Source organism: Streptomyces sp. P9-A2 (genome assembly GCF_036634175.1).
Lineage (GTDB): Bacteria > Actinomycetota > Actinomycetes > Streptomycetales > Streptomycetaceae > Streptomyces > Streptomyces pratens.
The window spans coordinates 2594804-2614895 of the sequence record NZ_JAZIFX010000001.1 but is presented as its reverse complement, the minus strand read 5'-3'; the positions used below and the strand labels follow the sequence as shown (position 1 = coordinate 2614895).

The 20092-nt window shown below is 70.7% G+C and carries 15 protein-coding genes and 1 pseudogene; 14 read left to right on the top strand and 2 right to left on the bottom strand.

The features are described from left to right. Nucleotides 1-9 precede the first annotated feature (9 nt). Together rfbC and V4Y04_RS11900 are read left to right on the top strand one after the other, a co-directional pair. On the top strand, nucleotides 10-603 hold the full coding sequence (rfbC, locus tag V4Y04_RS11905) for a dTDP-4-dehydrorhamnose 3,5-epimerase (protein WP_332427594.1): 594 nt from the start codon (nucleotides 10-12) through the stop codon (nucleotides 601-603). Between the two features lie 272 nt (nucleotides 604-875). Further along, a pseudogene (locus V4Y04_RS11900) lies at nucleotides 876-1140 on the top strand (Rne/Rng family ribonuclease); the annotation flags it as partial. Nucleotides 1141-1266: 126 nt separating this feature from the next. Here the strand turns inward: V4Y04_RS11900 and V4Y04_RS11895 are convergent. After that, nucleotides 1267-1680 carry a Fur family transcriptional regulator gene (locus V4Y04_RS11895; RefSeq protein WP_332427593.1) on the bottom strand — a complete coding sequence of 138 codons (414 nt, stop codon included), beginning with the start codon at nucleotides 1678-1680 and terminating at the stop codon, nucleotides 1267-1269. A gap of 188 nt (nucleotides 1681-1868) precedes the next feature. Here V4Y04_RS11895 and V4Y04_RS11890 point away from each other — a divergent pair, with 188 nt between their 5' ends. The 9 genes from V4Y04_RS11890 to V4Y04_RS11850 all read left to right on the top strand — a co-directional run bounded on the left by V4Y04_RS11890 (nucleotide 1869) and on the right by V4Y04_RS11850 (nucleotide 13832). Beyond that, nucleotides 1869-3332, top strand: coding sequence for a catalase (locus tag V4Y04_RS11890; RefSeq protein ID WP_332427592.1), 1464 nt, complete (start codon nucleotides 1869-1871; stop codon nucleotides 3330-3332). A gap of 166 nt (nucleotides 3333-3498) precedes the next feature. Next, complete coding sequence (locus tag V4Y04_RS11885; RefSeq protein WP_332427591.1) at nucleotides 3499-3885, top strand: ankyrin repeat domain-containing protein; 387 nt, start codon at nucleotides 3499-3501, stop codon at nucleotides 3883-3885. A 239-nt stretch (nucleotides 3886-4124) separates the two neighbouring features. Continuing rightward, nucleotides 4125-4445: a 50S ribosomal protein L21 gene (gene rplU / locus V4Y04_RS11880; RefSeq protein WP_003976204.1), complete on the top strand. Its 321-nt coding sequence runs from the start codon at nucleotides 4125-4127 to the stop codon at nucleotides 4443-4445. 14 nt (nucleotides 4446-4459) lie between these two features. Continuing rightward, entirely contained in the window at nucleotides 4460-4714 is a 255-nt protein-coding gene (rpmA, locus tag V4Y04_RS11875) for a 50S ribosomal protein L27 (protein ID WP_007449530.1), read from the top strand. A gap of 118 nt (nucleotides 4715-4832) precedes the next feature. Next, nucleotides 4833-6281 carry a GTPase ObgE gene (obgE, locus tag V4Y04_RS11870; RefSeq protein WP_332427589.1) on the top strand — a complete coding sequence of 483 codons (1449 nt, stop codon included), beginning with the start codon at nucleotides 4833-4835 and terminating at the stop codon, nucleotides 6279-6281. A 253-nt stretch (nucleotides 6282-6534) separates the two neighbouring features. Next, nucleotides 6535-8088 (top strand): alkaline phosphatase D family protein, encoded by a 1554-nt coding sequence (locus tag V4Y04_RS11865; protein WP_332427588.1) that lies wholly within the window; start codon nucleotides 6535-6537, stop codon nucleotides 8086-8088. A 506-nt stretch (nucleotides 8089-8594) separates the two neighbouring features. After that, on the top strand, nucleotides 8595-10091 hold the full coding sequence (locus V4Y04_RS11860; protein WP_332427587.1) for a bifunctional cytidylyltransferase/SDR family oxidoreductase: 1497 nt from the start codon (nucleotides 8595-8597) through the stop codon (nucleotides 10089-10091). Nucleotides 10092-10275: 184 nt separating this feature from the next. Further along, complete coding sequence (locus tag V4Y04_RS11855) at nucleotides 10276-12363, top strand: hypothetical protein (RefSeq protein WP_332432799.1); 2088 nt, start codon at nucleotides 10276-10278, stop codon at nucleotides 12361-12363. 239 nt (nucleotides 12364-12602) lie between these two features. Beyond that, nucleotides 12603-13832: a glycosyltransferase family 2 protein gene (locus V4Y04_RS11850; RefSeq protein WP_332427584.1), complete on the top strand. Its 1230-nt coding sequence runs from the start codon at nucleotides 12603-12605 to the stop codon at nucleotides 13830-13832. On the opposite strand, the gene V4Y04_RS11845 is transcribed toward V4Y04_RS11850, so the two are convergent. Then, the gene (locus tag V4Y04_RS11845; protein WP_332427582.1) at nucleotides 13798-15876 is read right to left on the bottom strand and encodes a hypothetical protein; all 2079 of its coding nucleotides are present in this window, start codon (nucleotides 15874-15876) and stop codon (nucleotides 13798-13800) included. The two genes, V4Y04_RS11850 and V4Y04_RS11845, sit on opposite strands and share 35 nt — an antisense overlap. 759 nt (nucleotides 15877-16635) lie before the next feature. On the opposite strand from V4Y04_RS11845, the gene proB reads away from it, so the two are divergent. From proB to V4Y04_RS11830, 3 genes are all read left to right on the top strand, one after another. Further along, complete coding sequence (proB, locus tag V4Y04_RS11840) at nucleotides 16636-17742, top strand: glutamate 5-kinase (protein WP_332432798.1); 1107 nt, start codon at nucleotides 16636-16638, stop codon at nucleotides 17740-17742. Nucleotides 17743-17887: 145 nt separating this feature from the next. After that, complete coding sequence (locus V4Y04_RS11835) at nucleotides 17888-18346, top strand: hypothetical protein (RefSeq protein WP_332432797.1); 459 nt, start codon at nucleotides 17888-17890, stop codon at nucleotides 18344-18346. A 437-nt stretch (nucleotides 18347-18783) separates the two neighbouring features. Then, nucleotides 18784-20070 (top strand): glutamate-5-semialdehyde dehydrogenase, encoded by a 1287-nt coding sequence (locus V4Y04_RS11830; RefSeq protein WP_332427581.1) that lies wholly within the window; start codon nucleotides 18784-18786, stop codon nucleotides 20068-20070. The last annotated feature ends 22 nt before the right edge of the window (nucleotides 20071-20092 follow it).

The following is a 20092-nucleotide window of genomic DNA, read 5'->3' as shown; positions in this document are numbered from 1 at the left end:
ACCCCTCCGATGCGACCCCTTTCCCTCTCCGGCGCCTGGGTGCACGAGCCGAAGATCTTCCCCGACGGCCGGGGCAGCTTCCACGAGTGGTTCAAGGCCCCGGTCTTCACCGGGACGGCCGGCCACCCGCTCACGCTTGCCCAGGCCAACATGTCCGTCTCCAGCCGGGGCACCCTGCGCGGCATCCACTTCGCCGACGTGCCGCCCGGCCAGGCCAAGTACGTCAAGTGCGTGCGCGGCGCGGTCCTCGACGTGATCGTGGACATCCGGGACGGCTCACCCACCTTCGGCCAGTGGGAGACGGTCCGCCTGGACGACCGGGACCATCACGCGGTCTACCTCTCCGAGGGCCTCGGTCACGCCTTCATGGCGCTCACCGAGGACGCCACCGTGATCTACCTCTGCTCCGAGGGGTACGCACCCGAGCGCGAGCACGGCATCCACCCGCTCGACCCGGCGATCGGCATCGACTGGCCCGAGGACCTCACGCCGCTGCTCTCCGCCAAGGACGAGCAGGCGCCCACCCTGGCCGAGGCCCGGGAACAGGGCCTGCTGCCCTCCTACGAGGAATGCGTGGCCTACCGGGAGAGCCTCGGCGGCTGAACCGGCTGAACCGGCTGAACCGGCTGAACCGGCTGAACCGGCTGAACGGGCCGGACCGGGCCCGCCCCGGCCGGTTCAGCCCGCTCTGGGCGGGCCAGTGACCTCGACCGCCGGCGCGCCCACCGGGACCGCCGCATCCCCGTGAGCCTCTTCCTCCCGGGTGCGCGGACCGGCTCGCGAGAAGCGGGGCGGACCTCACTTCCCTGACGGGAAGGCGGGTCCGCCTTTCGCGTGTCGACCGGGAACCGCGTACGCACGTACACCGGACCGCCTCTGGAGACACCCCGCGTGAGCGCCTGGGCATGGCCGACGGCCCGCGTCGGACCGAGGCCGCGCCGAAGCCGGGCCGGCCGGTCCTCGCCCGGGTGACGAAGGACCCGATCGGGCACATAGGGTGCCCGTCCGTCCGGCCGGGTCTCCCTCGTGGGCCGCTGCCTCGTGTACGTCCCCGAGGACGAGGACGCGGATGTCGTCGTGCGCACCGCCGCCGAGGGCGCGAGCGAGGGCGATTCGCGCCGTGACGTCGAGCGGCTGCGGATCACCGCCCGGGTCCGTGTGCCGCCCCCCGCCGTCCCCGCCCGGTCCGCACCCGCGGCCGCCGGGACACGCCGGGCCGGGCGTCCGGCGAGCGGTCATGGAGCCGGCGCGAGAGCTGCTCCGGTATCAGGTCATGCAGTCCGGACAGGTTCCGCGGTAGGTCAGTTCGACGGCGGAGAGCGTGTATCCGAAGCGTTCCGACTCCGGGAGGGCCGAGAGGGCGTTGCCCGTCGGGTGCACGTCGCGGATCGTTCCGCAGCGGTCGCAGAGCAGGTGGTGGTGGGGGCGGTGCGCGTTCGGGTCGTAGCGCGTGGCGCGGTGGTCGGTCGAGACCTCGAGGAGCTCGCCCAGGGACACCAGTTCGCCCAGGGTGTTGTAGACCGTCGCCCGGGAGATCTCGGGCAGCCGCTCCGTCGCCCGCGCGTGCACCTCGTCGGCGGTCAGGTGGATGTGGTCTCCGGCGAGGACCTCGGCGACGACACGCCGCTGTGCGGTCAGGCGCCAGCCACGTTCCCGAAGCCTCTTCAAGAGATCGCTCATGCACGTCACCCTAATCAGCGATGGAACCCAGCTCAAGAACAGGTATGGTTCTGAAGGTTGCCTTGACTTAGACCTTGTCCAACGTAGGGTATACGATGAGAGCCGCGGAGCGGCTTGCGCGGATGCTCGGACGGCCCGGACCGCAGGCCTTGATTCCCAGCGAAGAACCACTCACCGAGGAGCGAGCTTTGACCGAGAACAACCAGAAGCCGTTGACGACGGCCGCCGGCGCGCCGGTTGCCGACAACCAGAACGCCCTGACGGCCGGTCCCCGCGGTCCGATGCTCCTGCAGGACGTGTGGTTCCTGGAGAAGCTCGCGCACTTCGACCGCGAGGTCATCCCGGAGCGCCGGATGCACGCCAAGGGCTCGGGCGCCTTCGGCACCTTCACGGTGACCCACGACATCACGCAGTACACGAGCGCGAAGATCTTCTCCGAGATCGGCAAGAAGACCGACCTGTTCGTCCGGTTCTCCACCGTCGCCGGTGAGCGCGGCGCGGCCGACGCCGAGCGCGACATCCGCGGCTTCGCCCTGAAGTTCTACACGGACGAGGGCAACTGGGACCTGGTCGGGAACAACACCCCGGTCTTCTTCTTCCGCGACCCGCTGAGGTTCCCGGACCTCAACCGCGCGGTGAAGCGCGACCCGCGCACCAACCTCCGCGACGCCGAGAACAACTGGGACTTCTGGACCAACCTCCCCGAGGCCCTGCACCAGATCACGATCGTCATGTCCGACCGCGGCATCCCCGCCTCGTACCGGCACATGCACGGCTTCGGCTCGCACACCTACAGCCTGATCAACGCCGAGGGCGAGCGGTTCTGGGTCAAGTTCCACCACCGCACCCAGCAGGGCATCAAGAACCTCACCGACGCCGAGGCCGAGGCCCTCGTCGGCAAGGACCGAGAGTCCCACCAGCGCGACCTCTACGACTCGATCGAGAACGGCGACTTCCCGAAGTGGAAGATGTTCGTCCAGATCATGCCGGAGGCCGACGCGGAGAACTACCGCTTCCACCCCTTCGACCTCACCAAGGTCTGGTCGAAGAAGGACTACCCGCTGATCGAGGTCGGCGAATGGGAGCTCAACCGCAACCCCGCGAACTACTTCGCGGACGTCGAGCAGGTCGCCTTCACCCCGGCGAACGTGGTTCCGGGCATCAGCTACTCGCCCGACAAGATGCTGCAGGGCCGCCTCTTCTCCTACGGCGACGCCCAGCGCTACCGCCTCGGTGTGAACCACCACCAGATCCCGGTCAACGCCGCGAAGAACCCGGTGAACACCTACCACCGCGACGGTGCCATGCGGATCGACGGCAACCAGGGATCCACCCCGGGCATCGAGCCCAACTCCTACGGCCGCTGGGCCGACCAGCCGGCCTACCGCGAGCCGAGCCAGGCCGTGGGCGCCGTCGCCGACCGGTTCAACTTCCGTGAGGACGACGACAACTACTTCGAGCAGCCCCGGAACCTCTTCCGCCTGATGAGCCCCGAGCAGCAGCAGGTTCTCTTCGAGAACACGGCGCGCGCCATCAACGGCGCGTCGGAGCAGACCGTCGAACGGCACATCGCCAACTGCACCCAGGCCGACCCGGCCTACGGCGAAGGCGTCCGCAAGGCGATCGAGGCCCTGGCCGCCGGCAACCTCTGAGCCTGACCGCTCAAAGGAGGGGCAGGCGGTACGCCCCCCCGCCGTGCCCGGCGCGGACCACCCGGTGGTCCGCGCCGGGCACGGCGCAGTCACCCCCCGACGTCCTCATGGACGCGACCGGCACGACCGCTGGACCGGCACGACCGCTCGATCAGGAGAGATGCGCATGAGCAGGGACGGTCTGACACCTGAGCAGACGGAGCGCGTCGTGGCCCTCGCCATGGATCTGGCCCGCGAGGGCAGCACCGAGCAGGTGGTGCAGTTCGTGGAGCACGGACTGCCGGTGGACGTGACCGACGCGGCCGGCAACACCCTGCTGATGCTCGCCGCCTATCACGGCCACGCCGACACCGTGCGGGCCCTGATCCGGCTCGGCGCCGACCCGGATCTGCGCAACGCCCGGGACCAGACCCCCATCGCCGGCGCCCTGTTCAAGGGCGCGGACGAGGTGGTCGGGGTGCTGCGGGAGGCCGGTGCGGATCTGGACTCCGGCACGCCGACCGCGCGGGTCGCGGCGACCATGTTCGGGCGCGCCCACCTGCTCGGGGGCTGACCCGCCGGGCGGGACCCCGTCCACCGGGCGCCCGTCACCGTCACCGGTGGTTCGGGCCCGGTTTGACCCCTTGGGGCCACGCACCGTAACCTTGACCCTCGGCGTGTCCATCGGGACCGCCACATCCCCGTAAACCTTTTCCTCCCGGGTGCATGGACCGGCTCGGGAGAGGTTGCCCCCTGTATCCGGTGGGCGGCTGGCCTGCGGGGTGCCGTTCTTCGAGTGAGAGTGAGATCCGCGTGTACGCCATCGTGCGCAGCGGTGGTCGCCAGCACAAGGTTGCTGTCGGCGACATCGTTGAGGTTGACAAGATTTCCACGGGCAAGGTCGGCGACACGGTCGAGCTCTCGACCCTGCTCGTCGTCGACGGCGACGCCGTGACCAGCGACCCGTGGGTGCTGGCCGGTATCAAGGTCCAGGCTGAGATCGTGGACCACCACAAGGGCCAGAAGATCGACATTCTGCGCTACAAGAACAAGACCGGCTACCGCCGTCGTCAGGGCCACCGCCAGCAGTACACGGCGATCAAGGTCACTGAGATCCCCGCGGCTGCGAAGTAAGGGACTGAGGAGAGATGGCACACAAGAAGGGCGCATCGTCCACCCGGAACGGTCGCGACTCCAATGCCCAGCGGCTCGGCGTGAAGCGCTTCGGCGGTCAGGCCGTCAACGCGGGTGAGATCCTCGTCCGTCAGCGTGGCACCCACTTCCACCCGGGCGCCGGCGTCGGCCGTGGTGGCGACGACACGCTGTTCGCGCTGGAGGCCGGTGCGGTGCAGTTCGGCACCCACCGTGGCCGCAAGGTCGTGAACATCGTTCCGGTCGCCTGATCGGAAGCTTTCGCGAGGCGGACCTCACTTCCCTGACGGGAAGGTGGGTCCGCCTTTCGCGTGTTGGCACAGGAAACACCTACGTACGTACACCTCACCGCCTCTGGAGGCACCCCACATGACCACCTTCGTGGACCGCGTCGAGCTGCATGTCGCCGCGGGTAGCGGAGGTCACGGCTGTGCCTCCGTCCACCGTGAGAAGTTCAAGCCGCTGGGCGGACCCGACGGCGGTAACGGCGGGCGGGGCGGCGATGTGATCCTCACCGTCGACCAGTCCGTGACCACCCTGATCGACTACCACCACTCCCCGCACCGCAAGGCCACCAGCGGCAAGCCCGGCGAGGGCGGCAACCGCAGCGGCAAGGACGGCCAGGACCTGGTCCTGCCGGTGCCGGACGGGACCGTCGTCCTGGACAAGGCGGGCAATGTACTCGCCGACCTGGTGGGGCACGGGACCTCGTACATCGCCGCGCAGGGCGGCCGGGGCGGGCTCGGGAACGCCGCCCTCGCCTCCGCGCGGCGCAAGGCGCCCGGGTTCGCGCTGCTCGGTGAGCCGGGAGACCTGCGGGACATCGGCCTGGAGTTGAAGACCGTCGCCGACGTGGCGCTGGTCGGCTACCCCAGTGCGGGCAAGTCCTCGCTGATCTCCGTGCTCTCCGCCGCCAAGCCGAAGATCGCCGACTACCCGTTCACCACCCTGGTGCCCAACCTGGGTGTGGTCACCGCCGGTTCGACCGTCTACACCATCGCCGACGTGCCGGGGCTCATCCCGGGCGCCAGCCAGGGCAAGGGCCTCGGGCTCGAGTTCCTGCGGCACGTGGAGCGGTGCAGTGTGCTCGTGCACGTGCTGGACACGGCGACGCTCGAGTCCGACCGCGACCCCGTCTCCGACCTCGACATCATCGAGGAGGAGCTGCGACAGTACGGCGGCCTCGACAACCGGCCCCGCGTCGTCGTCCTCAACAAGACCGACGTGCCGGACGGCAAGGACCTCGCCGAGATGGTGCGGCCGGACCTGGAGGCACGCGGCTACCGTGTCTTCGCGGTGTCCGCCGTCGCCCACCTCGGGCTGCGGGAACTGTCGTTCGCGCTGGCCCAGCTGGTGACCGAGGCGCGGGCCGCCCGCCCGAAGGAGGAGTCGACGCGCATCGTCATCCGGCCCAAGGCCGTGGACGACGCCGGGTTCGCCGTCACCCTCGAGGACGAAGGACTGTTCCGGGTACGTGGCGAGAAGCCCGAACGCTGGGTCCGCCAGACCGACTTCACCAACGACGAGGCCGTCGGCTACCTCGCCGACCGGCTCAACCGGCTCGGGGTGGAAGCGGCGCTGCTGAAGGCCGGGGCCCGCACCGGCGACGGTGTCGCCATCGGCCCCGAGGACAACGCCGTCGTCTTCGACTGGGAGCCGACGGTGACCGCCGGAGCGGAGATGCTCGGCCGGCGTGGCGAGGACCACCGCTTCGAGGAGCCCCGCCCGGCCGCCCAGCGCCGTCGCGACCGGCAGGCCGAACGGGACGAGGCCGAGCAGGAGTACGACGAGTTCGACCCGTTCCGCGACAAGTCGTAAGCCCCGCGGGGGACCTGCAGAGCTTGTAGGGCCTGTGGAGAACCCCGGGACGGCTCCGACGGCGGGATCCCTGTCCGCCGTCCGCCGCTCACCTTCAGGACCCGCCCAGGCAAGGGGACGTTCCCGTGCCGGGGCGGGTTTCCTCTTGTCCGCTTTCTTGTCATGCACGCACCCCGCTGAGTTCAGTGCGGGGACCTTCCGGACCGAGAACTTCCCAGTGTCCACGTCGCATGCGAGGCAGGGGAGTCCACCTATGTCCGGAGCAGTGTCACCCGACCGCCGCCGCGTTCTGACCGCCGGTGCCGCCGCGCTCGGCGCGGCGGCCTCCGCCCAGCTGTGGCTGCCGGCCACGGCTCGCGCGGTGGAGCGGAAACCGTTGCCCGACGGGCTGTTCAGCCTGGGTGTAGCCTCCGGCGATCCTCTGCCGGACGGGATCGTGCTGTGGACCCGGCTCGCCCCCGACCCCCTGAACGGCGGGGGGATGCCGGACCGCGCGGTACCCGTCGAGTGGCAGCTCGCCGAGGACTCCCGCTTCAGGAGGACCGTCCGCCGGGGCACCGCTTGGGCCCGTTCCGCCTACGGCCACAGCGTCCACGTCGACGTACGCGGGCTGCGCCCGGACCGGCGGTACTGGTACCGCTTCCGCGCCGACGGACAGCTCTCACGGGTCGGCCGCACCCGCACCGCGCCCCCCGCGCGGAGCACGGGCGGCCACCTGAGGGTCGCGCTCGCCTCCTGCCAGAACTGGCAGCACGGCTACTTCACGCCGTACGCCGACATGCTGCGGCAGGACCCGGACGTCGTCGTGTTCGTCGGCGACTACATCTACGAGTCCGCCCCGTCGGCGACCGGCGTACGCCGTCACGAGGGCGGCGGGGAGCCGTACAGCCTGACCCAGTACCGCAACCGGTACGCCCAGTACCGCTCGGACCCGGACCTCGCGGCGATGCATGCCAACGCCCCCTTCGTGGTCACCTTCGACGACCACGAGATCGACAACGACTTCGCCGGCGAGATCCCGCAGGACCCCGGCAAGCAGCCGCACGACGCGTTCACGGCCCGGCTGACCGCGGGCTACCAGGCGTACTACGAGCACATGCCGGTCCGCGCGAGCGCCGTCCCCGACGGCCCGCACATCCGGATGCACCGCCGGCTGGAGTTCGGCCGGCTCGCCCGGCTCAACGTGCTGGACACCCGGCAGTACCGCAGCGACCAGGCGACCAGCCAGGAGGGCGCCCAGGACCCGTCGCTGACCATGCTCGGCGCCGCGCAGAAACGGTGGCTGGTCGACGGACTGCGCCACTCGCCCGCCCGCTGGAACCTGATCGCCTCGCAGATCATGATGGCCGAGACCGACCTCCAGGCCGGTGAGGGCAAGCTCTGGTTCTACGACGCCTGGGACGGCTACCAGGCCGAACGCAACGCGCTGCTCCGGGAGTTCCGGCGGGTGAGCAATCCCGTCGTGCTCACCGGAGACCGCCATCTGACGATGATCAGCGACCTCAAGGAGGACTTCGCCGACCCGTCCTCCGCGGTCGTGGGCGCCGAGTTCGTCGGTACGTCCATCTCCAGCAACGGCGACCAGGACCAGGCCGCCTTCCGCGAGCAGTGGGACCCGCGGCGCGCGGACAACCCGCACTGGAAGCTGCTCGACGCCCACCGCGGCTACCACCTGTTCGACATCCGCCAGGGCGGCATCGACGCGCGGGTGCGGGTGGTGGACACCGTGGTGAAGCCGCAGGCCACGCCCCGTACGCTGGCGCGGCTGCGGGTGGCGGCGGGCCGCCCCGGCGTCCACGTGGTGTGACGTCCGACTGACGGCCGGCTGATGGCCGGCCTTCAGTCGTCGGGCCGCCACTCGACGAGGGCGGAGCCCGGGACCGGTACGGTCCCGGGCTCCGCTCCGTTTTCCTCACCGACACCGAAAAGTCGCCGAATCTTTATGGAGAATTCTTCGGTAAAGGGTGGACGGACAAGATGAATTTCCTGTTGTCGGGCGCTTCCCCCTTTACCGCACCCCGAATATGAAGAAAAGGTGCAGCCCCGCCTTGCGGGCCGTGAAGATCCGTACCTTCCGGAAGAGGGCCGGGCTGCCGCGGCGACCGTCGGCGTACACGCGGTCACGGGCTTCCCGCCTGTGCGGTTACTCACAGCAACGATCCGGGCGACCCGGGAACCCTCGTCCGGCCACCAGGGGTCTAAGGTGAATGAAAGGTTGCGCGCACATATGCGATGAAGGGCGCTCACCTTGCATCGCGGTAACCACAAGTGGGACCATTTTGCAGTTCCCTGATGCCTCAAGGTAGGTCACCTGTGTCCCAGTCCATAGCCAAGCCCCGTACCACCGCAGTGATCCTGGCCGGTGGCACCGGTCAGCGGGTGGGTCTTTCGATTCCCAAGCAGTTGCTGAAGATCGCCGGCAAGGCAGTCATCGAGCACACCCTGACCACCTTCGAGAACGCCGACTCGATCGACGACATCATCGTGCTGATGGCGCCGGGCTATGTGCCCGACATCGAGAAGATCGTCGCCAAGGCCGGGCTCAAGAAGGTCACCCGGGTCATCGAGGGCGGCTCGACGCGGAACGAGACCACCGAGCGGGCCATCTCGGCGCTCGGCGAGGGCCTGGCCGAGGGCGAGGACCGCAACGTCCTCTTCCACGACGCCGTCCGCCCCCTGCTGTCGCAGCGCGTCATCGACGACTGTGTGAGCGCCCTGGAGCGTTACCAGGCCGTCGACGTGGCCATCCCGTCCGCCGACACCATCATCGTCACGCGGACCCACGGCGACGACGGCGAGTTCATCACCGAGATCCCGGACCGCGCCCGGCTGCGCCGCGGCCAGACCCCGCAGGCGTTCAAGCTGTCCACGATCCGCCGTGCCTACGAGGTCGCCGCCAACGACCCCAACTTCCAGGCCACGGACGACTGCTCGGTCGTACTCAAGTACCTGCCCGACGTGCCGATCCACGTCGTCGCGGGCGACGAGTACAACATGAAGGTCACCCAGCCGGTCGACGTCTTCATCGCCGACAAGCTGTTCCAGCTCGCCTCCACGGCCACCCCCGAGCAGATGGGGGAGGCCGCCTATCGCGAGCTGCTCACCGGCAGGACCGTCGTCGTCTTCGGCGGTTCGTACGGCATCGGCAAGGACATCTGCGAGCTCGCCGAGTCCTACGGCGCCACGGTGTACGCGCTCGGCCGCTCCACCACCGGCACCCACGTGGAGAACCCGGAGGAGGTCGACGACGCGCTGTCCAAGGCGTACGCCGAGACCGGCCGCATCGACTACGTCGTCAACACGGCCGGTGTGCTGCGCATCGGGAAGCTGGCCGAGACCGACAACGCCACCATCGAGGAGGCGCTGAAGGTCAACTACCTGGCCCCCGTGCAGATCGCCCGGTCGGCCTACAAGTACCTCGCCGAGAGCAAGGGCCAGCTGCTGCTCTACACCTCCAGCAGCTACACCCGGGGGCGCGCCGAGTACAGCCTCTACTCCTCCACCAAGGCCGCGATGGTGAACCTCACCCAGGCGCTGGCCGACGAGTGGGCCGGCGAGGGTGTCCGCGTCAACTGCGTCAACCCGGAGCGCACCGCCACGCCGATGCGGACCAAGGCTTTCGGCCAGGAGCCGGCGGGCAGTCTGCTGTCCTCGGAGGCGGTGGCCCGTACGTCCCTGGACGTGCTGCTCTCCGAGCTCACCGGCCATGTCATCGACGTGCGGCAGCAGGACCCGACGGCGGGCGCGGCCCGTGCCAGCGGCTTCGAGCAGGCACTCGCGTCGGTGCTGGACCGTCAGGACGGCGTGTAATAATTGGCGGCAAATAGAATTCGGTAATTCAGGCCTCTGCGGCCTCCCGTTTACGCAGTTCCTGCGCGGGTGTTCGCGGGGGCCTGAGTCCGTCGTCAACGAATTACCCACAGGTACAAACCCGCACTCCCCCCTCCAAGAGCAGGTTTCTCCGTTGATATCCACCGCTATTCGCGTCGCCCGGGTGGGCAGCGCGGCCGAGCTGGCCGCAGCGGTCCTCGTGATGCTGGGCTTCCCCTGCCTCATGCTGGCCGCGCTCGTCCCGAGCGTTCCCGCCTTCGCCGCAGCGGCCGCCGTGACCTACCTGGCCGACCACTATCTGCACCGCAGGGGCAGCTACCTGGTCAACCGCCTCAGCAAGGTGCGGGCGGGCCTGTCGATCCGCTTCCTGATCCGCCAGCTGCTGCTGATCCTGCTGCTGGCCCGGATGTCCCTCGCGGACAACCTGATCTACTACGGGGCGATCGCCTGCTTCATCGCGTTCTACGGCCTTCAGGCCCCGCACGGCGCGCTGACTACACTGATCCGCAGCCGCCGGCGCATGCCGGTGGCCACCCGCAACGTGGACCTGGCGTCCCGTATCCGGATCCCGGACGCGCCGCCGCGCGCGCTGACGCACCGCGCCGCGGAGAAGATGCTCCACCTCGACCTGGCGGCGGTCGGCGGCATACTGCTCGCCGCGGCCCTCGACTCGGCCCTCCTCGGTTTCGTCGGTATCGGCATCACGGTGGTCCTGAGCCTCGCCTACGTGCTGGCCCTGGTGCCCTACGTGCGGGGCCAACGGATACCGCCGAAGGCCGACCAGGTTCTGGTGGCGGTCGACGACTGGCTGCGCGAGTACCGGCCCGAGACGGTGCTGTACTTCTCCGGCTCCAGGGACTCCGTGTACCAGGTCAACATGTGGCTGGAGACCATGGAGCAGCTGGACACCCGGCCGCTGGTCATCCTGCGCGAGCGGGCCATACTGACCAACCTGGCCCCCGCCACGGTGCCGGTCATCTGCGTGCCCGGAGGGGTGCACCTGATGAACCTGGACCTGTCCACGGTGCGGGTCGCGCTGTACGCGGCGAACGTCGGCAAGAACATCCACCTGCTGCGCGTGCCGACCATGAAGCACGTCTTCGTCGGGCACGGCGACAGTGACAAGATCGCCAGCGTCAACCCGTTCAGCAAGGTCTACGACGAGGTGTGGACGGCCGGCCGCGCGGGCCGCGACCGTTATGCCATCGCCGACGTCGGCGTCCGTGACGACGACATCGTCGAGGTCGGCCGCCCGCAACTGGCCCCCATCGAGACCTGGCAGGCCACGGCCGCGGGCTCCGCCGAGGACCACCGCCCGACGGTGCTCTACGCCCCCACCTGGGAGGGCTGGGACGACAACCCGGGCAACACCTCGCTCCTGCTGGCCGGCGAGAACATCGTGAAGCGGCTGATCGCGGCCGACCCCGCGGTCCGCGTCCTCTACAAGCCGCACCCCTTCACCGGCACCCGCAGCGGGCAGGCCAAGGCCGCCCACCGGCGGATCACCGAGCTGATCGAACAGGCCGCGGCCGAGCGCGCCGCCGACGCCCGTTTCACCGTCGACACGGCGGCGCAGGACCGGGCGCGGGCCGAGCTGGCCCGTATCGAGGCCCGGCTGGCCGACCTGGCCGGCTCCACCGACAAGGGGGACGAGGCCGAGACCAGCCGCGACGGCCTGATCGACGTGGCGCTGCACGAGGAGACCGCCCGGCTGCGCGCCGAGTGGAACACCGCGTACTGGAGTTCCTTCCCCGACTGGGAGCACCGCGTCATCACGGAGGCCCAGCCGCGCCTGTACGACTGCTTCAACGTGTCCGACGCGATGGTCTCCGACATCTCCAGCGTGGTCTCCGACTTCATCGCCAGCGGCAAGCCGTACGCGGTCACCGACTCCGCCGGGCTGGGGGCGGAGAAGTTCAAGCGGCAGAACACGGCGGTGCGCGCCGCGGTGGTCCTGTCCAATGACGCGACCGGGCTGGCCGAGCTGCTCGAGGCGGTCCGCGACCCGCAGGCCGATCCGCTGGCCGGGGAGCGGGACGAACTCAAGCGCTACCTGCTGGGCTCGGACGAGCCGGCCTCCATCGACCAGTTCAACGCCGCGGTCGCGCGGCTCGCCCGGAAGGCCGAGACGCGCAACCTCGGCCAGGAGTCCCGGACCGTGGTCGGCGGCCCGGACGTGGAGCCGGCGGACGCGCTGCCCGCACAGGCGGCGTCGGTGACCGGCGAGACGGACGGTACCGGAGCGAACTGACCGGCCCCGGACACCCGGACACCCGGACACCCGAACACCTGACAGGGCTCGGCTCCGAGGAACAACTCCTCGGAGCCGAGCCCTTCTGTACGGGCAGCCGTTGGCCGAGTCTCCCCAACACCCTTGGGGTGTAGACCACTTGAACGGGAGTTTGAAGCAACCTCCTACCTCGAACACCCGTCTAACCAAGTAGCGAATGAGGCGATACAGAGGGAAATATCCCATAACAAGGGGGAAACGTGACCGTGGCGCAGCCTGACGTCACCGTGGTCATCGGGGCGTACGAAGCGATGCCGTACCTGGTCGATTGCCTCGCCTCCGTGGAGGCGCAGACCATCGGTCCGCAGCGCATCGAGGTCGTCGCCGTCGACGACGGCTCGACCGACGGCACGGGGGAGTACCTGGAGGAGTTCGCGGAGCGTGCGCCCCTGCGCGTCACCGTGCTCCGGCAGGCGAACTCGGGCGGTCCCAGCGGCCCGCGCAACGTCGGACTGGACAGGGCCCGCGGGCGGTACGTCTTCTTCCTGGACGCCGACGACCGGCTGGGCCCCGAAGCCCTCGAGCGGATGGTCGCCATGGCGGACCGGGCCGGCACCGATGTCGTCCTGGGGCGGATCGAGGGCGTCGACCGCGGCGCCCCGAAGTCGATGTTCGGCCGTACGGTGGAGCGCACCGACGTGCACTCCTCCAACATCATGTACACGCTCAGCGCACAGAAGCTGTTCCGCCGCGCCCTGTTGGACCGGCACGGCATACGGTTCGACGAGTCGCTCTACACCGGCGAGGACGCGCTGTTCACCATGGAGGCGTACCTCAGGGCGGACGGCGTCTCCGTGGTCGCCGACCACACCTGCTACTACCTGGTGGGCCGCGACGACGGCAAGCACGTGACCAAGAGCGGGGGCTATGCCCTGCGGTTCGATTCCGCCCGACTTCTCATGAACCTGATCGCCGGCCTCGTCCCGGAGGGCCCCCGGCGTGACAGGCTGATGGTGCGGCCCTTCACCATCACCCTGCTCCCGCAGTTCGGCCCCGGATTCCTCAAGGACGGCGACCGGGTGCGGCGGCGCAAACTGGAGCTGGCGAAGCCGCTGACGGACGCCCACTGGACCGAGGGCGTCGCCCGGCATCTGAAGGTCGGGGAGCGGCTGCGGCTGCACCTGGTGGCCGAACAGCGGCTCGAACTCCTCATCGAAGCGGTGAGGTTCACGGCGTCGAAGAAGCAGGCGCCGCCCCTCCTGGAACGGCGGGGCCGACGCCTCTACCTCGGGTATCCGCACTTCCGTGACCGGGCGGCGGGCATCCCCGACGCCGTCTACCTCGCCGAGCCCCGTGAGGCCCGCGCCTTCCCCGGCTACCGGGAGGGCGGCACGCCCACCGTCCTGCGCCGCGTCGCCCGCCGGGCCCGCCGCCTGCTGGCCCCCGCCGAGAAGGTCACCCCGGAGGCACCGACCGCGACGGCGGCGTGACGGGCCTCGCCGCAGCCGCGTCGGCCGCGGTGCCGGAGTGCGTGCCGGCACCCGGGGCGGCGTCGGAATCCCGACGGGGACCGGGCAGGTCCTCCGCGAGCCGCTGCGGTCGCGGGTGCCGTGCCCCGGCCCGGTCACGGTGTGCCCTGGTGTCCAGGGCCGCCGCGGACAGGTCGCGCAGGGCCGCGTTGCAGCGCTCCTGTGACGTCGGCTCGTCGGGGCCCAGTAGCCGCAGCTTCAATTCCGTACGGGCGTCCGCCAGTTCGTCCTTCTCCGGGTGCCGGACCGCCTCCAGCAGAGCCGGCACCCCGCCCGCGTCCGGGAGCAGCACGGTCGCCGCCGCCACCGTCGGGAACGCGGCGCGGAAAGCGTCCTCGGACAGCCCGCTGGTGTTCGCCACCGCGTACGGTTTGCCACTGGCGAGGAAGTCGCTGATGACGCTGGACACATCGCTGACCAGCAGGTCGGCGATGTTGAAGCAGGCGTACAGGGCGGGCCGTACGCCTGTGACGATCTGGTGCTCCGCCTCCGGCAGCGACGCCCAGTAGGCCTCCTCCCAGGCCGCCGTGGCCCTCGCCACCGCCTCGGCCCGGCCGGGCGGTGGGACGGACTGGGCCAGCATCCGCTCCAGTTGGTCGGCGCCTTCCCGGACCCCGGCCGCCGTGAGCCGGTCCAGCTCGGCCGTGAGCCGGTCCAGCTCCGAGGCGGATCGCGCGGGTCGCGCGGATGCCGAGGGCCGCTCCCGGTTCGCCGCCCGGATCAGCTCCCGGATGCGCCGGTCGGCGGCGCCCGCCGCGGGTTCCACCGAGCCGGTCAGCGGGTGCGGCTTGTACAGCAGGCGCACACCCGGGTCCGCGAGCAGCACCCGTACGAGGTTCTCCCCGGCCGCGATCACCGAGGTGTTGCCCGGGTCGCCGTCCCATCCCTCCCAGGTCGGCGCGTACAGCACGGTGGTCCGGGCGCCGGCCGCCGGCGGGCCCGACCAGGGTCGTACGGCGTCCAGTTGGGGACGCCCGATCTCCACCACGTCCTTGTCCTCGACCCCGACCCCGGCCCGCGCGTACCGTTCACGCGCCTCGGGGCCGGCCACCCACACCTCGTCGTAGGCCTTCGCGTACGGGTTGCAGGACGACAGCTTGTCGCTCTCTCCGTGGTTGACGAAGGCATGCTTGATCGTGGGGATGCGCAGCACCTGCGAGGTCTTGCCGGAGTTCGACGGGTGGATGAGCACCCGCAGCGTGGAGTGCTCGAGCCGCATGAGGGTGGACACCTTCGGCAGGCACACGATGGGGAGGTCGGTCGTCGCGATCCTCGCCGTCATGAACCGTTCGCGCAGGATGACGACGGGCCGTCCGTCGAGTCTGCTCATCGTCTCCAGCCACATGTTGGCCTGGTAGGCGGAGGACACCCCGCCGGAGAAGTACAGGCCGACCGTGGGCCGGTACTCGGCCAGCCAGGCGTCGAACCAGTCGAGCACCTCCTGCTCGCCCGCCGGACGCCGGGAGGGCAGCAGCCGCATCAGCAGGGCGCCCAGGCCGGCCGCCGCGAGCACGACCGACACCGCGACCCCGGCCGCCGCGGGCAAGGACTCCCGGGTCACCGCCGCCGTGGCCAGGCCGGCGGTCGCGGGCAGGCCCAGGAGCAGCAGCCGATGTCCGGGGCGGCGCAGCAGCGCGGCCGGGGCGGGGGGCAGCCGCAGGACCGAGGCGTCGATGTTCCGGGTCAGCACCGGCGGCGTGCGGGTGCGGCGGACCAGCACGGACACGGCCTGGATCGCGCAGTGCAGCGCGTAGAAGACGAGCAGACCGGCGACGAGCGGAGTGTACTGGGCCTCCCGGTGCTGTTCGGTGAGCCGCAGCAGACCCACCACCAGCAGCAGGTCCCGCAGCAGGTGGCGGACGGTGATGTCCGCGTGCGCCTTGACGAACAACGGCAGCATGCCGGGCTGCCACCGGTACAGGACGCCCTCGACCGCCAGGGACACGACGGTCGCGGTGAGCAGCAGCGGGACGTTCGCGAGCAGGGCTCCGACGGCCTGCGCCACGACGGCTCCCACGAGAGCGGTGGCGACACACGCTTTCAGGGCGGTTCGTCGGTGAGGAAGTCCTGCCGCGAACCATCGGAGGGGAAGAGGTACGTGCACTGCGGTCACTCCAAAGTCGTCACACGAAGGACGTCTGGGGATTAACGTGCACCGACCCCCGGACGACACGGGCGTGTCCACCTGCCGGCCCGACCGTGAACTGCTATGACCCGTCACCGCTCCCCGACAGTCAGGACCGAGCGGGCATTTCCTCTCAAGCAGGTCACGGTGATCCGGATGAGCGTGATGCTGATCCCGTTTCAGGCCGGGCGGTGAGGACGGAGGAAGAGCCGGAGCCGGTGAAGGTCGATCCGCGCCGTGTGCGGGGGGAATGACCGGGGTTGGCCGATTCCGGCTTCAGGCACCCGTCTGCTGTGGTGTGGCCGTGACTCCTCGATTCCCAGGGAGTCCGCGCCTTGCTCCAGCGTGGGTTCAGTGGCTGAGTTGTTTCGAGTAGGTTCACCCATGAACACGCGCTGGAAGGCCGCCCGGCCATGCGACGAGCCGGCTCGGACCCGGACGTACGGTGCGCTTCTCCGTGCCCGGCAGTCTTGAGGACGCAGCCGCTCGCGGAGCCCGAACCGGTTCCGCGGTGCGGTCCGCAGCGTGAAACGGCAGCGCACCGCACCGCCCCTTCCCGTAGATTTCCCGGTGAGCGATCGATCGACACGCGTCAGACGCGAGGGGACGGCACACCAGGTGGCAGGGGCAAGGCAGGCCGTGGGCGAGGCCCGCAGGATCGTCGTCAAGGTCGGATCCTCGTCGCTGACGACCGCGGCGGGCGGCCTGGACGCCGACCGGGTCGACGCACTCGTCGACGTGCTCGCCAAAGTACGGTCCGGGGGAGAGCGCGAACTCGTCCTCGTCTCCTCCGGTGCCATCGCCGCCGGGCTCGCCCCCCTGGGCCTCACCCGGCGACCGCGCGACCTCGCCCGCCAGCAGGCCGCCGCCAGCGTCGGCCAGGGTCTGCTGATGGCCCGCTACACCGCATCCTTCGCCCGCTACGGCGTCCGCGTCGGCCAAGTGCTGCTCACCTCCGACGACATGAGCCGCCGCGCCCACCACCGCAACGCCTCCCGCACCCTCGACAAGCTGCTGGCGATGGGCGCCTTCCCGGTCGTCAACGAGAACGACACCGTCGCCACCGACGAGATCCGCTTCGGGGACAACGACCGCCTCGCCGCCCTCGTCGCCCACCTGGTCCACGCCGACCTGCTGGTCCTGCTGTCCGACGTGGACGGCGTGTACGACGGCGACCCCGCCCGGCCCGGCACCTCGCGGATCTCGCTGGTGCGGGGCCCGGAGGACCTCGCCCACGTCGAGATCGGCAGCGCCGGGAAGGCCGGCGTCGGCACCGGCGGCATGGTCACCAAGGTCGAGGCCGCCCGGATCGCCGCCGCCGCGGGCGTCCCGGTCGTACTGACCAGCACCGTCCACGCGGGGGACGCCCTCGCCGGCGCGGACACCGGCACCTACTTCCACCCCACCGGCCGGCGCTCCGCCGACCGGCTGCTGTGGCTCCAGCACGCGTCCACCCCGCAGGGCTCGCTCACCCTCGACGACGGCGCGGTGCGCGCGGTCGTCGAGCGCCGCAAGTCGCTGCTGCCGGCCGGGATCGCGGGCGTCGAAGGCGAGTTCAGCGCGGGCGACCCGGTCGAGCTGCGGGACCGCGCGGGGCGGCCGGTGGCCCGCGGCCTGGTCAACTTCGACGCCAAAGAGATCCCCCGGCTGATCGGCCGCTCCACCCACGACCTCGCCCGGGACCTCGGCCCCGAGTACGAACGCGAGGTCGTACACAGGGACGATCTGGTGGTCCTGCATCCGTAAATGTGCCGGATCGCGCGCCCCCCGTGGTGGACGTTCCGCAAAACCGCCCCACGACGCCCGGCGGCCTGCTCCACTTTGTTCCAGGGAACACATCTGCCCGGCCTCAGGGGCCGGCCTGTGCGTGAAGGAGGCCGTCGTGAGACGAGTGCGCCCTGGGACGACGACGTCCCGCGGTGGTGCCGGCTCCCGCGCGGTCGGCGAGGAACGCGCACTGGCCAGTGTCGCGGCGGGCGACCGGTTCCAGAGCGGCGAGTCCCGGGACCTCCCGCGTCTGTGGCACATCACCCTCAGCGTCTCCGGCGGCCGGGCGCCGATCACCGAGGTCCGCCGCGCCCTGGAACAGCTCGCTCACGACCACCCCTTCCTGCTGACCAGCCGGTACGCCGAGGACCACGCGGAGATCCGCTACTGGGAGGAGGCCCGTGACCTGCACGACGCCGCCGCCGTGGCGCTGCGGCTGTGGGGCGAGCACCGGCAGACCGCGGGACTGCCGCCCTGGGAGATCGTCGGCCTGGAGGTCATCGACCGGGTCACCTACCACCAGCGCATCGCCGCGGGCTACGGCCCCGCGCCGGCGACGCCGGTAGGGGTGCATCCGTTCTAGACCGACAGCGGCCGATCGCGACCACGGCCCGCAACCACGGACGGCGAGCACGGACGGCGAGCACGGCCCGCAACCACGGACGGCGAGCACGGCCCGCAACCACGGACGGCGAGCACGGACGGCGACCACGGCCCGCAACCACCACATACGGCCACGCACCGCAACCAGCAACTGAGCAACCCCTACGGCGCGCCACCGCATACGCGAGAGCGGCGCCGGTCGAGGCGCAAAGAGGAGCGCGGGCTACGGCCCGGCGCCGGCGACGTCGGTGGGGGTGCATCCGTTCCGACCCGGGGGATCGGTTCGGCCCTCCGCGAGCGACCACGGCCCTTTGTACCGGCGGCCACGGCTCCCGTGTACCGGCCGGTCACGGCTCCCGGTGTCTCGGGGTTCGGGATACCGGTGATCAGGCCCTCCGGCCGCACTACCCTTCCCCCATGACCACGCTTTCGCCATACGACTCGATGTCTCCGGTCAACCAGGCCGCATACCGGGCCAAGGGGGCCGCCGCCACCCTCGCGCCGTTGCCACGCGCGGCGAAGGACGACGCGCTGCTCGCCGTCGCGGACGCGCTGGAGGTCCGGGCGAGCGAGATCGTCGAAGCAAATGCCCAGGACGTCGCCAAGGCACGTGAGGCGGGCATCAGCGAGGGCATGATCGACCGGCTCACCCTCACCCCGGAGCGGGTGCGCGCGATCGCCTCCGACGTGCGGGACGTGGCCGCGCTGCCCGACCCGGTCGGCGAGGTCGTCCGCGGCTCCACCCTGCCCAACGGCATCGACCTGCGGCAGGTCCGGGTGCCGCTCGGCGTCGTCGGGATCATCTACGAGGGCCGCCCCAACGTCACGGTCGACGCCGCCGCCCTGTGCCTGAAGTCCGGCAACGCGGTCCTGCTGCGCGGCTCGTCCTCCGCGTACCGGTCGAACACCGCACTGGTCCGGGTGCTGCGCGACGCCGTGGGCGGCGCCGGGCTGCCCGCCGACGCCGTGCAGCTGGTGCCCGGCGAGGGCCGGGACAGCGTGCGCGAGCTGATGCGCGCCCGCGGCCTGGTCGACGTCCTCATCCCGCGCGGCGGTGCCTCCCTGATCAACACGATCGTCCAGGAGTCGGTCGTCCCGGTCATCGAGACCGGCACCGGCAACTGCCACGTCTACGTCGACGCCGACGCGGACCTCGACACCGCCGTGGAGATCCTGGTCAACTCCAAGGCCCAGCGGGTCGGCGTGTGCAACGCCGCCGAGACCCTCCTGGTCCACCAGGACATCGCCCCCGCGTTCCTGCCGCGCGCCCTGGAGGCCCTGGCCGAAGCCGGGGTCACCGTGCACGCCGACGAGCGGGTGATGGCATACGCCAAGGACTCCGCGGCGACGGTCGTGGAGGCCACCACGGAGGACTGGGAGACCGAGTACCTCTCCCACGACATCGCCGCGGCCGTCGTCGACTCGCTCGACCGGGCCGTGGAGCACATCCGGCTGTGGACCTCCGGCCACACCGAGGCCATCGTCACCACCTCGCAGCAGGCGGCCCGCCGGTTCACCCAACTGGTGGACTCCACCACCGTCGCCGTCAACGCCTCCACCCGGTTCACCGACGGCGGCCAGTTCGGCTTCGGCGCGGAGATCGGCATCTCCACGCAGAAGCTGCACGCCCGGGGGCCGATGGGCCTGCCGGAGCTGACCAGCACCAAGTACATCGTGACCGGCGACGGGCACGTCCGCCGCTGACCCACACCGCGGGGGCGGACGG

What these genes read in the sequence shown, in the direction of transcription:
- V4Y04_RS11885 (WP_332427591.1), top strand. Translation starts at nt 3,499, where the DNA reads ATGAGCAGGGACGGTCTGACACCTGAGCAGACGGAGCGCGTCGTGGCC.
- rfbC (WP_332427594.1), top strand. Translation starts at nt 10, where the DNA reads ATGCGACCCCTTTCCCTCTCCGGCGCCTGGGTGCACGAGCCGAAGATC.
- obgE (WP_332427589.1), top strand. Translation starts at nt 4,833, where the DNA reads ATGACCACCTTCGTGGACCGCGTCGAGCTGCATGTCGCCGCGGGTAGC.
- V4Y04_RS11895 (WP_332427593.1), bottom strand. Translation starts at nt 1,680, where the DNA reads ATGAGCGATCTCTTGAAGAGGCTTCGGGAACGTGGCTGGCGCCTGACC.
- rpmA (WP_007449530.1), top strand. Translation starts at nt 4,460, where the DNA reads ATGGCACACAAGAAGGGCGCATCGTCCACCCGGAACGGTCGCGACTCC.
- V4Y04_RS11830 (WP_332427581.1), top strand. Translation starts at nt 18,784, where the DNA reads ATGACCACGCTTTCGCCATACGACTCGATGTCTCCGGTCAACCAGGCC.
- V4Y04_RS11865 (WP_332427588.1), top strand. Translation starts at nt 6,535, where the DNA reads ATGTCCGGAGCAGTGTCACCCGACCGCCGCCGCGTTCTGACCGCCGGT.